The following is a 14,514-nucleotide window of genomic DNA, read 5'->3' as shown; positions in this document are numbered from 1 at the left end:
ATACCAATTATCTTAAACAACCAAAAAAAGTAGACTTTTTACTAAAATTCCTAATATAAAAGAGTAGAAATTTTTATAATTTCTACTCCTTCACTTTCACATTTTAAACATATCTATCTATTTAAATCTAAGTTTTTCAAAATAAATTATAACTTATGTGTTTATGACTAAAACAATGTAAGGTAAGTTATAAGAAATTCCATTGTACTAGCGCTAAACATTGTATTTTTTTAATTATAATAAATTATCTTTTAGCCTTCTATAAATTTCCTCAGGTATACATACATACAGCTCTCTATTGCCCTCATCTTTTAAAATTCTTTTTGGGTTAGTAATATTAATATTACTAGTTATAAATAACGTCTCAAACAAAGCATCAAAACTGAGTTTTCCAAAGCCCCACTCTGTATTTGGGTATACCTTCCCCTCATCTTTTACTGTTGATGCAATGAGTAAGTTTTTTATACGAGGAGGAAAGAGCCCTTGAAAGTTTCCATCAACTATGCCCCATTGATATATTAGCGCAACAGCTCCAGCAAGTATAGCACCTGCCATTGCACCACCCGTACCTAGTACCAAAGAATTGTTTAATCCTACAGTAAGAATATTTACTCCTCCTATTGTTACCGAGGGCTCTATTTTCCCATTTCTAGGATAACCTTTTCCAGAAGTCTCAATCACTGTATTATCAATTTGATTATAGTAAGAGGTTGAAATAATATCTAATGCTGCACAGGGAGTAAGTAGAGTTGTATTAGAAACAGGATTTAAGAATCCAGTATTTCCTTTTAGAAGTTCAGCTTGTGGCATCCAGGCATCATATAAACCACTAACAATAACTTCTCCCAAAAGGCTCACCTTCCATACACCCTCAGTGGCATTTTTAATTACAATATTGATTCCCACTAAGCCAGTGAGGGTTTGGTTTGCAAAATAATTTATATCAATATTATTCTCTTGAAAGTTGAAATAGTTATTTTTCTCTTCAACTGTAGGTAAAGGAATGTTCTTAATGGTATCTCCACTAGGTGCAGTTATACTTATAGAAATAGCATCAATTCTTCTAACATAGACTCCAATAATTAAAGAGTTTTGTCCTTGTCCTATATTAAAAAGAATATCCTTTGTATCTCCTATTTTCTCAATAATTCCACTTGTATGAGTTCTTCCGGTACCTTGATCTCCTGTATCTGTTACAATAGCGAAATCTCTTCTTTGTGTTATATCCTCAATATACCTTTCTAATATAGTGCTACCTTCATGGCCGCCAAAATTAGTTCCTAGAGGCAAGTAAACTACCATAAGCTTTTTTAGTTTTAACTGCAAGTCAGAAAGATATCTAATAGCTAAGGCTATGCTAGTAGATAGATATAAATTTTTAATATCCTCCTCAAACCCAGCTAATTTTGTAATTTCTGGTATTGCTTCTCGCAGCTTTACAATGGCAAACTCACAGTTTGGAGCTATACTTTTAAGCTTATCCTCTCTCCCAAAATTTCTACCACCAATTATTCCAGCTATGGCGGTTCCATGACCAACCTCATCTTTGTGAGGTACCACTTCATAGGGATCTTTTCCTTCAGCTCTATTATTTATAGCCCTATTTATATCCTCCTCGTTAAATTCTCTACCAAAGGGAATCAAGTCAGATGATGGTCCATTATCTATGCTTTGATCCCATATAGCAACAATTTTAGTTTCTCCTGTATTTTTCATAAATCTAGGATTTAAATAATCTATACCTGTGCCTATAATTCCAACTATAACCCCTTGACCATCAAATGCTATATTGCCCTCATAAGAACCAGAAGCTTCACTTATATCTTCGTTTATTAATAGATTCGATAGACCATAGATAGGGTTGTGTTGAATGTTAGTAATTTCAGGAACATTTTTAATTAGTTCATTTAACATTCCACTTTTTACGAATAATAATCCAAAGAACTTCTCAGCAGTATAAACATCTGCATAATCAAGCTTATCCAAAGCCGAGACAATATCTCCAATGTATTCTATAAAGTATGTTTATATTCTCCACTGGAGTAGTATTCTTTTAACTCGTCAAAAGACAAAGTACTCATAAGAGGAGTATCAAGTTCTCTAAAATCATTCCATAACTGAACTAACTTTTTATTCTTCAAAGGATCTCATCGCCTTATTTATTCCTATACCTTCATTATATTGGCTTTTCAGCTAGTTGTTCTTGGGTTTAATTAAAAAACAAAGTTATTATGCTATGAAGATGAATGGTACAAAGTAGAATGTGTAGTTATGACATTAGGTATAAATATCCCCACGTACTTTAGAAGTTGTAGCATAAAAAGAACAGTTTAGGGTGTCACCACTAAACTGTTCTAGAGTTTTTTGCAATATCTAACTGCTATCAGTGTTCAAGAGATTACTTAATGTATGTTATAAGATCAGGCTTTCTTTCCGGTGCCTCAGTTACTGAAATGTCCTTATATCCAAGTAGTAGTGAAGTATATGGCTTGTATCCTTCAGGTATTTTAAGTTCTTTTCTTAAATCATCTCCCTGTGGAGACTCAAAGGCAAACATTGTGAAATAAATCCAACAAGAACCAAGTCCAATTGATTCTGCTGCAACTAGCATATTTTGTGTAGCAGCTGCACAATCAGCATCCAGCGGGATAAACTCTTCATAAGCAGACACAATGATTAGTGTTGGTGCCCCATACATCCCGTTATACTCTTCATCATTTCCAAGGGCCTTTAAGTCATCAAGTACATGTGACTTTAAGTGTTCCTTTGCAAGGTTATTGATTTTGTCCAATATTTCTTTCTTCTGAATTACTGTAAAATGCCACGCCTCACCCCCAGCATTAGGTGCATATAATCCTGCCTCTAAAACTGCCTGCAACTCTTCATCTCTTATCTGCTCTTTTTTATAACGGCGAATACTCCTGCGCTGCTTAATAATTCTTAACATCTCATTGGTAATCATTAAATCAATCCTTTCTTTTTGGTTATTTCTTTCTCACATTATATATCTGTTTTTTTCTCAATTGTATCACTTTACCTTCTTTTCAACCTGTAATTTATCTCCTAAGTTTCTAATTTTATAGGATAGTACTATATGAAATATCTCAGAACTATTGTGAAAATCAATATTTAGTAGCTCTTTAATTTTATTAATCCTGTAACTGATGGTGTTTTTATGGACATTCATTATAGAACTGCTTTTTGTAACACTTCTATCGTTTTCTAAATATATGGACAAAGTTTTTCCTAGTTCTGTTTTATATAAGTTATCATATTCCTCTAAATGCAATATTGATGGATGACAGTAATCATCATAGTTAACCTTATCATTTAATTGCTTTATAAAATCTATAAATCTAAAATTAGAATAATAATTAATTTTATTATTACACTTTAATAATTCACTAAAAACTATTGCTTTTTCTGCCTGTTGAAAGTATTTTTTCATGGTTATTAAATCTCTAAAAACGTCACTTACCCCTACAGTCTGGTTAGTCTTCAAAAGTAGGTCTATTATCATATCATGAAGCTTTTTCTCTCTTTCATTATCATACTCTTCTAAAATCACCACGTAATCCTCATAATAAATAATTTTAAAGTTCTGATACAGATGAGAAATTCGTTGCTTTATATAATTTATATACTCAAAAGACCCATCCTTATTATCTTTAATTAAAAGGATGCGATTAAAACTTTTTTCCTTCCAATTGCGAGTTTTTAAAAGTCCTTGAAACTCTACTTTGGATTTAATTTTTTCATCTAAAAGCTCTTTAAATACATCACTATAAATGTACCCATCTGCACTGGTTGTGAAAGTGTTATTAAAACTTTTTATGGCAATTATGTGGGCAACGGTGCTTAAAATCTTAAAATCCAATTCTTTAAACTCTCTATTGTATTCAAGGGCTGCCATAAAGCCCAATACAGTTTTTTCATATTTAATTGTATAAATTTTACATCTATTTTTTAAAACAGGAAATTCTATTTCGCCTTTATTAATAAGGGTTTCTAAACACAAATAAAAATGTTCCTTCAATGCACTGTAATCCATATGACCAAGTTCTATATCCTTCTCCCAAGCAGTGTTATCTATAGTTTTGTTTTTTCTAAAGTCTTTCACATTATGCAAATGATCATAATAGGTTATTGGATTTTGCATGTATTTGAAAGCCTTATCCAATAGAGGTTCTAGATATTGTTCAAGTGGCATCACACTATATAAATCAGAGATAATTGTATTTTCTTCGATATTTTGATCTAGCATGGACTTAACTTCATTATAAAGCTTTTCTATGGATACATTTTCACCTATGTATATTAAATTACATTGTTCTTTGGGCTTTATTGTTTCTTTGCTATTTTCAATCACGATGAAATTTGTATTAGAGAGATCTTTTTCCATGGAATTCAATACATCTACTGTTGTAATATACAAAATATTATCCTTTGTGCTTTCATATATATTTGAAATTTTTTCAACACTGACAATTATTTTTTCTTTAACAATATAACCTTTTAATTCACCATATTTATTCCTTAATTCCCCAACAATTTTATTAATTTCCATTTGTGAAAGGTGCCTCCTTAACTAATTCTTCTATTAATTATAACTTATAACACTGACTTTAAAGGTTTTATACTGTTATTATATTACATTTGTGATGACATCACAAATGTTCATTGATAATAATTGAATGTTTAGAATAGTATCACATTGTTAAAGATTTTACAATTTTATATAATTAAGACAACATATTATTTACAATATTTTACTAAAAAGGGGGAGAAGAAACAATGAAAAAAAACATGAAATCAGTTCTAATAGCATCCTTAGTATCCATGGTGGCGTTAACAGGTTGTCAAGGCGCAAAACCTACCTCTTCACAAAATGGAGAAAACGGCAACTCCTTAGACGTTATTACTTGGTTTAAAGAAAACGAAAACACCTGGAGAACTGTAAACAACGGGTCTTGGTCTAAGGATCCAAAAGATGCTCCTACAAATAAAGAATTGGAACAAATTTTGGAAACTGCCTCTAAAACACAGTCTGCAGTTGGTTGGACCCCATATTACTTTGTTGCAATTAGAGATCCTCAAGAACAAAAAGCTATTATTGGTGAGGAACAATGGAAAGGTTCTACTTCTGAAGGAACAGTAACAGTTCTTATATTAGCTGACCAAATTGCTGATCAAGAACATCACAAAGATAAATATGAGGAAATGTATATGCAAACACCTGTAGCTTATTTTGATACTGGTATGGCTTGTGGATTATTAAACATTAGTGCCTACAGCCTTGGATATAGCACTCATTATTTTGCATCTCCTAGTGGTCCTAGCATTACTCCCGTTGATACACATGCCTTTGGTTTTGGCCAATATCCTACACCTAACTACGATCTTAGTAGATTTATTGGTGGTAAAGAATATAATCGTGAATGGGGTTTAGGTAAAAAGAAATACCCTGTAGAAGGCAATGTGGTAATGATTGGTGCAGTTGTAATTGGTAAACCTGACTGTTCTATTGATGCCAAAACTTCTGTTACACAGTATAACCGTCCAAATAACTGGACTATTTGGGAACCAGACAAAAATACCCCACCTTTAAAATAATTCATTAGCTAAAAGCTATTTAATCCATTGCTCAGCATTAAATAAATACTATCCCATCCCTAGGAAGAATATTTATGAACCTCTCATTTCACTTTTACTATAACTGCCATGGGTTAATAGTTTTTATATTTTATAGTAAAGCAGCATGTGCTTACAATTTATTAATGTGCATAACATAGTTTTTAAAAATAAAATGTGCTAACTTATGGCTCAAGTTAGCACATTTTATTTTTATATAATTTTCATTTTTTCCAAAAGCAAATTAACTTAATATGAAACCTTCGTTGAGTTTGTTTATATGTTTTTTCTTTAGTTAGGCAAAATTACAAAAGTAATGAAGGTTCATAGTATATAAATTATCTTTGCTTTCCTTTAAGCTAATAACCTTACTGATAAAACTAAATTTAAGATGCCTAATCTTTTTATTATACCCTCTTTATTAATTCAATTTGGATTTTTCTTTCTTTACTTACTTCTTCTAAATCTCTAGGATACAATAAATTTATTAAAGTTATTGCATATTCTGAAGCTATTAAAGCATGTCTTTTCACATGAGGAATGAGGGAAACTTGCCCCACAATTCTCAAGACTTTGACTTTAACTGGGTCTTTCTCTGTACGTGCTAAGTCTAGTCTCTTGGTATGTGGCATTTCCTTCTTGCCACCTTCTGCTGATTTCAATGCACTCATTAATCACATCACAGGGTTCCACATTGGCGAGGCTTAACACATGCTCTATTAACAGCAGCCCATAACGTGACACGTCCTTTTTGTTTTTGCTTTCAAACACTACAATAAGTTCTTCTTTTAACTCAGGAATATCATCAATTTTTTTTATTATTCCTACATTACCCATATAGCTAGTCTCTTTCTTATTTTTCATAATTGCACCTTTTAAATTTCTATTTTTTTACTTAATAGCTCACCTATATAACCAATCAATTCCATTGTATTACTCTCAACCTCTGACAAGGATGACAATAAGCAATGCTTGGAATTCTTTATTTCTTCATATAAATACAAAGGACTTTCCTTAATTTTATTTTTCAACTTTTTAAGCATTCTGCATATGCACTGGGTACTGTAGTTTTCATGTCTCAAGGCTTTAATCACCCTAAGGAACTTTATTTCATCTTCCCCATAAACCCGATAGCCATTTTTGCTTCTCGGTACTTCAAGAAATCCATATCTTTCCCAGTTTATAATCATATTTATTGATATCCCAAGGAGCTTTGCAGCTTCCTTCCTATTTAATGAAATATTTTTTTCTTCCAGTGAATCACTTTTTAATATTTCTTGAATTACTTTTATAACCTTAAATTCATTATTTTTTTCATTTTGTATATGCGATAAATATTCTTTGCTTTGCTCTAAAGCTTTTCTTAAATCACTCTGAGCTGCACTTCGTATGATATTTTGAACTTCGAACTTCATGTAACATTTAATCAAATCATTTTTTAATGACATTCTCACCAATTTCATCTGATCTAGATGTGTATCGGTGTAAATCCTGTAGCCATTTTCCTTTCTTTCAACGGTGGGTAAATAACCCCATTTCTCATATAACATAACTGTGTTTGGATGTATCCCTATTATCTTGGCAATTTCAGAAGTACTATATGTTCTCATTGAATCCCTCCACATTTGGTTACCTAGAGGCTTCCTTTATGATAGTTTATTCATTCTTAAAAGTCTTAATAGCACCAAGGTAGACCATTGCATAAGTTTGGTCTCGACTTTGGTTCCCTACAAATTACGTTTCTCATTATAGCATACACCTAGAACCCTGGTGCGTCAGTGGAGAGTTTTAATATTTTTACATTTGATTTATTTATTTATTTATTTATGCATAAAAGTATCTCCTCTTTATTAATTTTAGCCTTATTTATATTTTAACTAAATTTTATTTATACTAACTATAAATTTATAATTTTAGTTAATATATGAAAAAAAGAATTTCATTTTCATTGACAAAAATTTATTAATTGTATACAATATAATTGTTCTCAATAAAACCTTGTTGTTAAAAATGTATACGCAACATAACTCTATCAAATAATTTAATTGTAAATGTATATGTAAAACACTTTTATTAAAGATGGATTATAGGTTTCCTTAAATAACCTAAATATATCATACAAGGGGAATTATAAATGAATATTAATTTTTCAATGGAAGAAGCAGTAAAAAAAAGATACAGTGTAAGAAACTATGAAGAACAAGAAATTGAAGGAGATAAAAGAAATGCTATTGAAGCTTTTATCAAATCTTTAGATAATCCATTGGGCAGTAATGTAAACTTTCACTATCTTGATAACAAGGATATAAAAAATAAAGAAAAGCTTGGAACCTATGGCGTTATTAAAGGTGCAAAGCAGTATATAGGAACAACCATTAAATTAGAGCCAATGGCACTTGAAGCATTAGGATATGAAATGGAAGCAGTTATGCTTTATTTAGCTCACCTTGGTATTGGAACTTGTTGGCTAGGTGGAACCTTCGACCGTGAAGGCTTTGCAGACGCTATGAAGATTAAAGAAGGAGAAGTTTTCCCAGTGATAACACCATATGGATATGCCACTGCCAATAAGCATGAAAAAGAAATAGAAATGAGAAAAATGATTCAAGCAGATCACCGTAAAGATTGGAGTGAATTATTTTATAATAATGATTTCCAAACACTTCTTACTAAAGAAGAAGCTAATGATGTTGCGTTTGCATTAGAAATGGTTCGATTAGCACCATCAGCATCCAACAAACAACCTTGGAGAATTGTTCTTAAGGATGGTGTGTTCCATTTTTACGAATATAAAGAACCTGGATATAGCGATTTCTTTCCATATGATATCCAAAGAGTAGATATGGGAATTGCTGCAGCACACTTTGATTTTTCAGTTAAAGAAAAAGGTATGAAAGGACATTTTAATACATCATTTGAACCAACTGTAGAACTTCCACAGCATATGGAGTACGTTTTTTCTTGGATTAGAGAATAAAAAGTGAACTAGAAAAAATCACAATAAAATGGGGAGATGAAAAAATGGCTAGTTTAGATATTAATAAAGAAGCACCAGACTTTGAAATTGAAGACTTCAAGGGAAAGAAATTTAAACTTTCTGACTTCAGAGGAAAGAGTAACGTTCTTATTGTACTTAATAGAGGATTTATTTGACCATTTTGCAAAAAGCATATGATGCAGTTGCATCAAGATTACGTTAAGTTTGCAGAAAAAGATACAGTGATAGTTGCAATCGGACCAGAAAAAGCAAGCAACTTTAAAAAATACTGGGAAGAAAATAATTATAAATTCTACGGTATTCCCGATGAAACACAATCAGTCCTAAAACTATATGGACAGAAGGTAAATCTATTAAAACTAGGAAGAATGCCAGGCCAAATGTTAGTAGATAAAGCAGGAATCCTTAGATATGTGCATTACGGTAACTCCATGAAGGATATTCCTGAAAACTCCGAAATATTTGAACTAATAGATACAATGTAGGCATTGCTAAAATAATATTGAGAAAGACTTAAATTACTATAGGTTTTACATTTGATATTTCCTTAAGTTTAATAATTATTTCACCATTTAAGCTTCTCTATATTGCAGAAATCTCTGGATTTACTCCACTGAAAAAAATAGCCACTCTTTTCTTAATACCAACAATGCTAAAATATTTCTCTAACTAAAGAAATGCGAAAAAGCCCACTAAAGTTCCAAAGAGCTTAGTGGGCTTTTATCAATCTGCTCAAATACCAAAGGTAAATCTAAAACACCCAGTTTCCATTTGTAAATAATTGAACCTCAGTACCATTTTTCTCATAGGCTGTAATATCTAGTTCAGGACCACCTACCATAAAATCCACATGTATCAAACTGAAATTTGCACCTTTTTTATCTAACTCTGATTGAGTCATATTAGAACCATTCTTCATGGCATAACCATAGGCACTACCGAATGCTAAGTGCACAGATGCATTCTCATCAAATAATGTATTGTTAAATAAAATTCCAGTATTAGATATGGGTGAGTCATGTTGAACTAAAGCAATCTCTCCTAAATACCTTGCGCCCTCATCATTAGCAAAAAGTTTATTTAAAACCTCATAGCCCTTGTTAGCCTTGAAGTCTACAACCTTACCATCCTTAAATACAAACTCAAAATCTTCAACAATTTTACCATTTAAACTAAGATGCTTTGTGGCTCTTAAAGTACCATTGACTTTTAATTTATGAGGAGTTGTAAATACCTCTTCTGTGGGAATATTTGCAACATAGGAGTCACCGGCTTGACTATTTTTAGATCCACCCATCCAGAAATGATCCTCCGCCAAATAAACCTCTAAATCTGTACCTGGTCCTTTTAACACTAATTTATCAAATTGTTTTTCATTTAAAAAATCCCTATATATCTTAAGATTTTTATCGTGGATTTTCCATGAGGTTATTGGTTCATCATGATCCACTCTCGTTGCTTCAAATATTTTTTTCCAAAGCATATTTACAGCTGTAGTTTCGTCTAAATCTGGAAATACAGATTTTGCCCACGGCTTTGATGGAACAGCTATTATACTCCATTTAGTTACACCTGTCATACGATATTTAAGCACTTGTGCCATAGCTAGAGATGAGGACTTTTGACTCTTCGCCACGATTTCACTATCTACATCCTTTAATAATTCAGGGTCAGGAGCTGATATAAAAATATGATGATAATTATCCTTATACATGGCCTCAAGCGAGTCTACCTTCCACTTCGGAAAGCTTTCAAGTACGAAATCCTTGGCATTTTCATATCTAATTAAACTCATCTCATCATCATTTAATAAAAACTCTACATGCTTTGCTCCTACACTATAGGCTACCTTCATAATCTTTCTTGCTAAAGGTAATGTATCGGTATTTCCAGAAATAATCAAGCCTTCCTTTTCCTTTAAATTAATTCCAACCTTAACAGCTAGTTCAGCATATTAATCTAAATTTTCCTCTAAATTTAACATATGATTTCCTCCACAAATATGTTTTTAAACATATATTACCATATTATTATGGTATTTCAAAAAACATTTTTGTAAAAAGTGATTTCATCAGATATAATCCCCACCCGAATGTTAGGTTTATAAAAATCAAAATGAGTAACAAAATAAGCCCTTACATCTACTTTTGATAAAGCTTGGATTAGCTCCATAGCTTGATGGCCTTGTACTCTTTATCATACTCTCCATAGCACACCATTACAGGTGTTTTAATTTTGTTCGCTACACTTCAAGGTTATATTTCTCATTATCTTATGCTTTACCCTTTTAAGAAGGTGTTATCTCCCCGTGATTTCATAAAAATAAATACAACCCATTATTCTTATTTAACATACTTAAGGGCAATGAAATTATCTATCCCAATTTTCTCAGCCCTCTTTTGCGGAATAGGCATTCGTTTATATTCCTTAAAACCCAATTTTTTATATAGGTTCATAGCTGGTGTATTCGTATCGGCAACCTCTTCAATTAAGTACTGTACATAGGTGGTATTACTAATAATATAGTTAATAATCTGTGTTGCCACACTCTTACCTCTGAATTCAGAGGCGGTTCCAACAAACTCGATAGAACCTGTTTCTGGAGGAGGATTTTTAAAAGCTCTTTCAAATTCTTTTCTTAAAACAATTGCTGCAATACTACCTTTGATAAACCCTAAGTGCTTTCTAAGTTCATTTTTATTCAATCTCACTGATAGTGTTCTACAGTCTGTACAAGCAACCATTCCTGCTACTTTATTCTCCGTAACTGCTACATAAAATTGATCCAAGACAAACATATGGGCAAATGATTTTGCGATTATATTTTTATCCTTTGAAAAAAACACAAGCCATTGAGTAAATCCCTCTGCAAATATTTCGGATATTTGATCTCGTACATTAAAATCTAATTTATCAGCTCTAATTACAGTAAACTTATAATCTTCAGGTATCATATATTATTCTCCTTCCTTAAATAAAAAAGCGGTAATAACAGATGGTGATGGCATAATAAAGCTATCTTTTAATGTAATTTTCATCATGGCTAATCCTTGTATTGCCGAAAAGAAAAACTCTGCTAATTCATAGGGATTTCCCTGACGGAACTCACCAAGTCCCTGCCCTCTTTCAATAAGTCTTACAGTAGCTTGAAGCATCTTAGTATCTAGCTCTATAATTTCATTTTGCTTATGACTAGCTGCTCCAGACAAAAATGACTGTGCCATGAGAATTAATAGGTTAGCCAGTTCTTCTCCATTTACCATATCGTTATAAACTTCGCAAACAAATTCATTAATTAACTTTTTAGGTGAACTATCCTGTTCGAATAAATCATTAATGTTTTTAAGACCTATAAGTGCATATTCAATTAAATCACTAAATAATTCTTCTTTAGTCCTGTATTGACGATATAAAAGTCCAATGCTAATTCCAGCTAAATCCGCAATCTCTTGAACATTTGTTGAACCAAATCCTTTTTGAACAAATAACTTCATTGCTGCTGATTGAATTTTATCTCTGGTAGCTTTGCGCATTTCTTCAAATTGTTCTTTTGTTCTTGGCATAAATTCCCTCCTTGTAATGAGTGAGTATATACTCATTGTTAAAATAATAAATGTTTTTGTCAATTCAATTCTTCTATTAGAATGAGTTATGCAAAAGTATATCACATTACACAACGCCTGATCCCGAAGGAACAGATAAAAATAGCTAGCGTTACGTTCCAATCCCCAGCATGATAGCATGCTTCCTTTGGCAGTTAGTTACCTCACAATTCACTATAGGAAGACATGGTTTTTCACTAAAAAACTTTCACCCTGACCATGCTTAACAGTGAGTACATATTTCTTATTCACAAAGAAAGAATGGGTACTGAAATCTCCTGCCCTTTTTCATATTTTTTAATATACTCATTAAGGCATTCAACCACAGGCCTTAAATACTCTGCAAATAAAACTATTACCTCACCATTTACTGGTTTCTCTAGGGCATGTATAAGTGCCTCTCCAGCATGACTTTCATAGGTTATTTCATTCTCCTTTTTTCCAGCACTAAGGGCACCCTTAGTCATAAGCTCTGCTACCCTTCCTCTTTGGCTGCCCCTTTTATCTGCTTGCTCCCTAATTATAATATAATCACTTTTAGAGCCAGAAATATATCCAAGCTCTTCAATTTGGGTGTCCTGTCTATCACCAGGAGCAGTTATTATAGAGGTTACTTTAGAGGGCTTCAAACCTTCTACTATGGAGTAAATAGCCTTATAAGCCTCTGCATTATGACCGTAATCAATAAGAACTTTGACTTCGCCAATTTCTAATATATTTTGTCTTCCTGGGTTATGGATAATATCACAGGGTATACTACTAATTAAACGAACTAAATGCTTCATGGGATTTCCAATAGAGCCTAACGCCAAAAGCACAGCCATAACATTACGCACATTACTCAAGGACAATGCTTCATGGGTAAAAGCTATTTTGTCAATTTCTGCAACCTTTGATGCTACTCCATTTTTATGATGAATTAGATGATTTTCCTGAAGATACATTGCTTCTCCCCCTAAAGATACATGCTGTTCTATTAAGGGATTTTTATCTATATCAAAAAGTATTGCTTTGCTTACAAAACTCTCATCTTCAAGGTTTTTCCTTGCCTCATCTAAGATTTCTCTTTGAGCCCTTAATATCCATACTCCATCCCTCTTAACTCCCTTTAAAATTAAGGATTTTACTTTAATTAATTCTTCAAGGTTATTTACCCCTGAAAGCCCCAAATGGTCCTCAGAAAGGGAGGTTATTATAGCTCCATGAATTTCCTCAAACCCAAGCCCGTTGTTTATGATTCCACCTCTGGCAGTTTCAAGCACCGCTGCTTCCACTGTTTTATCTAAAAGAAGTCTTCTTGAGCTTAGGTACCCTGTTGTATCTCCTGTCTCCACACTTTGCTTTCCAATCATAATTGAACCAGTATTTGACATTCCTGCATTATAACCAAGCTTTATAAACATGTGATATAAAAGTCTTGTAGTGGTGGTTTTGCCATTTGTTCCTGTAATGGCAAAGACGGGTATGTTTCTCAGGGACTTACTTTTTATAAGATTTAAAACTTTATCTTTGTTATGATTCTCAATTATGATAGAACCACTGCCATAACCAACCTGATAGGAATCCTTAGAAACTCTCACAAAGGGTACCCCTTGCTGTTTTGCCTCCTTAGAAATAGCCTTAAGTATTTTGTCTGAAATAAACTTTGAAGCACCACTAGCGATAATTTCATAAGAGTATTCCCCTTTTACCATTTCGCTCCAGATAAATTCTGAAACCTCTTCCTGTGAGTAACTGAGCCATAAAGTAATGTCATCTTCATTTTCCTCAATATCTAACACTTTCTCCTCAGTGCCTACAGCCTTACTTACCTGAATATATAAATTAGAGTACTTCTTAGCCTCTACAGCTGAAACTCCAAGGATATCAATTTTAAATGTGGACTTTTCACCAGTTATATTAAAGCCTTCGTAAAATTTCATAGATTTTATCTTCATAGTGATCTTTCCTTTTCCAAAAGTTGTGATAAACTCTAGTCTTCTCCCATTACAACCAATATATACTGAGAGAAAATAGTGATATAATTTGGCTTCTTAGGTGTTTTAAGGAAATGGCTAAGTGAACTTGAGGTGTATTTTACATTAGCGGGCTTAAGCTACCTAGTAACCCCTTTGAATAATGTTTTCCTTCAAGTGGTTATTATGTAAACTCCGCTACTACTTACATGGTTATTATTCATAAAACTGTAAGTACAGTATCTTCTTTGTGCATTTTAAATTTTACATATGCAAAGGCGCATTATTAACATTGTAAACATACTATAGTAATAAAGTTTAAAAAGTG

Annotated in this window: 12 protein-coding genes and 1 pseudogene; 3 read left to right on the top strand and 10 right to left on the bottom strand. The window is 32.4% G+C overall.

Annotated elements, in window-relative coordinates; translation table 11 throughout:
- Positions 1-234: 234 nt before the first annotated feature.
- The 4 genes from RR409_RS14830 to RR409_RS14815 form a co-directional block, all read right to left on the bottom strand.
- Complete coding sequence (locus RR409_RS14830) at positions 235-1,986, bottom strand: S8 family peptidase (RefSeq protein WP_332558546.1); 1,752 nt, start codon at positions 1,984-1,986, stop codon at positions 235-237.
- 26 nt (positions 1,987-2,012) lie between these two features.
- Positions 2,013-2,141, bottom strand: a complete 129-nt coding sequence (locus tag RR409_RS14825; protein WP_332558545.1) for a hypothetical protein — start codon at positions 2,139-2,141, stop codon at positions 2,013-2,015.
- Between the two features lie 257 nt (positions 2,142-2,398).
- The gene (locus RR409_RS14820; protein WP_332558544.1) at positions 2,399-2,962 is read right to left on the bottom strand and encodes a nitroreductase family protein; all 564 of its coding nucleotides are present in this window, start codon (positions 2,960-2,962) and stop codon (positions 2,399-2,401) included.
- A 66-nt stretch (positions 2,963-3,028) separates the two neighbouring features.
- Positions 3,029-4,567, bottom strand: a complete 1,539-nt coding sequence (locus RR409_RS14815) for a helix-turn-helix domain-containing protein (RefSeq protein ID WP_332558543.1) — start codon at positions 4,565-4,567, stop codon at positions 3,029-3,031.
- A gap of 227 nt (positions 4,568-4,794) precedes the next feature.
- On the opposite strand from RR409_RS14815, the gene RR409_RS14810 reads away from it, so the two are divergent.
- Positions 4,795-5,613 (top strand): hypothetical protein, encoded by an 819-nt coding sequence (locus tag RR409_RS14810; protein WP_332558542.1) that lies wholly within the window; start codon positions 4,795-4,797, stop codon positions 5,611-5,613.
- Positions 5,614-6,210: 597 nt separating this feature from the next.
- On the opposite strand, the gene RR409_RS14805 is transcribed toward RR409_RS14810, so the two are convergent.
- On the bottom strand, positions 6,211-6,495 hold the full coding sequence (locus RR409_RS14805; RefSeq protein WP_332558541.1) for a hypothetical protein: 285 nt from the start codon (positions 6,493-6,495) through the stop codon (positions 6,211-6,213).
- Between the two features lie 11 nt (positions 6,496-6,506).
- Positions 6,507-7,241, bottom strand: a complete 735-nt coding sequence (locus tag RR409_RS14800) for a MerR family transcriptional regulator (RefSeq protein ID WP_332558540.1) — start codon at positions 7,239-7,241, stop codon at positions 6,507-6,509.
- Positions 7,242-7,765: 524 nt separating this feature from the next.
- Here RR409_RS14800 and RR409_RS14795 point away from each other — a divergent pair.
- The gene (locus tag RR409_RS14795; protein WP_332558539.1) at positions 7,766-8,608 is read left to right on the top strand and encodes a nitroreductase family protein; all 843 of its coding nucleotides are present in this window, start codon (positions 7,766-7,768) and stop codon (positions 8,606-8,608) included.
- A gap of 44 nt (positions 8,609-8,652) precedes the next feature.
- Positions 8,653-9,114 (top strand): redoxin domain-containing protein, encoded by a 462-nt coding sequence (locus RR409_RS14790; RefSeq protein ID WP_332558538.1) that lies wholly within the window; start codon positions 8,653-8,655, stop codon positions 9,112-9,114.
- Positions 9,115-9,380: 266 nt separating this feature from the next.
- On the opposite strand, the pseudogene RR409_RS14785 reads toward RR409_RS14790, so the two are convergent.
- The 4 genes and pseudogenes from RR409_RS14785 to RR409_RS14770 all read right to left on the bottom strand — a co-directional run.
- Positions 9,381-10,571 (bottom strand): annotated as a pseudogene (locus RR409_RS14785) (aminopeptidase); the annotation flags it as partial.
- A 400-nt stretch (positions 10,572-10,971) separates the two neighbouring features.
- The gene (locus tag RR409_RS14780) at positions 10,972-11,583 is read right to left on the bottom strand and encodes a GNAT family N-acetyltransferase (RefSeq protein WP_332558537.1); all 612 of its coding nucleotides are present in this window, start codon (positions 11,581-11,583) and stop codon (positions 10,972-10,974) included.
- 3 nt (positions 11,584-11,586) lie between these two features.
- Entirely contained in the window at positions 11,587-12,192 is a 606-nt protein-coding gene (locus RR409_RS14775) for a TetR/AcrR family transcriptional regulator (RefSeq protein ID WP_332558536.1), read from the bottom strand.
- Positions 12,193-12,479: 287 nt separating this feature from the next.
- On the bottom strand, positions 12,480-14,168 hold the full coding sequence (locus tag RR409_RS14770; RefSeq protein ID WP_332558535.1) for a Mur ligase family protein: 1,689 nt from the start codon (positions 14,166-14,168) through the stop codon (positions 12,480-12,482).
- Positions 14,169-14,514 lie beyond the last annotated feature (346 nt).

Origin of the sequence: Clostridium sp., from assembly GCF_036642255.1 — a bacterium.
In the GTDB taxonomy this organism is placed as follows: Bacteria; Bacillota; Clostridia; order Clostridiales; family Clostridiaceae; genus Clostridium_J.
Note: the sequence above shows the minus strand (reverse complement) of the source record. Positions and strands in the feature narration are given on the sequence as shown.

Coding starts and splice junctions, on each gene's coding strand:
- RR409_RS14820 (WP_332558544.1), bottom strand. CDS start 2,962: ATGATTACCAATGAGATGTTAAGAATTATTAAGCAGCGCAGGAGTATT.
- RR409_RS14815 (WP_332558543.1), bottom strand. CDS start 4,567: ATGGAAATTAATAAAATTGTTGGGGAATTAAGGAATAAATATGGTGAA.
- RR409_RS14810 (WP_332558542.1), top strand. CDS start 4,795: ATGAAAAAAAACATGAAATCAGTTCTAATAGCATCCTTAGTATCCATG.
- RR409_RS14805 (WP_332558541.1), bottom strand. CDS start 6,495: ATGAAAAATAAGAAAGAGACTAGCTATATGGGTAATGTAGGAATAATA.
- RR409_RS14800 (WP_332558540.1), bottom strand. CDS start 7,241: ATGAGAACATATAGTACTTCTGAAATTGCCAAGATAATAGGGATACAT.
- RR409_RS14795 (WP_332558539.1), top strand. CDS start 7,766: ATGAATATTAATTTTTCAATGGAAGAAGCAGTAAAAAAAAGATACAGT.
- RR409_RS14780 (WP_332558537.1), bottom strand. CDS start 11,583: ATGATACCTGAAGATTATAAGTTTACTGTAATTAGAGCTGATAAATTA.
- RR409_RS14775 (WP_332558536.1), bottom strand. CDS start 12,192: ATGCCAAGAACAAAAGAACAATTTGAAGAAATGCGCAAAGCTACCAGA.
- RR409_RS14770 (WP_332558535.1), bottom strand. CDS start 14,168: ATGAAGATAAAATCTATGAAATTTTACGAAGGCTTTAATATAACTGGT.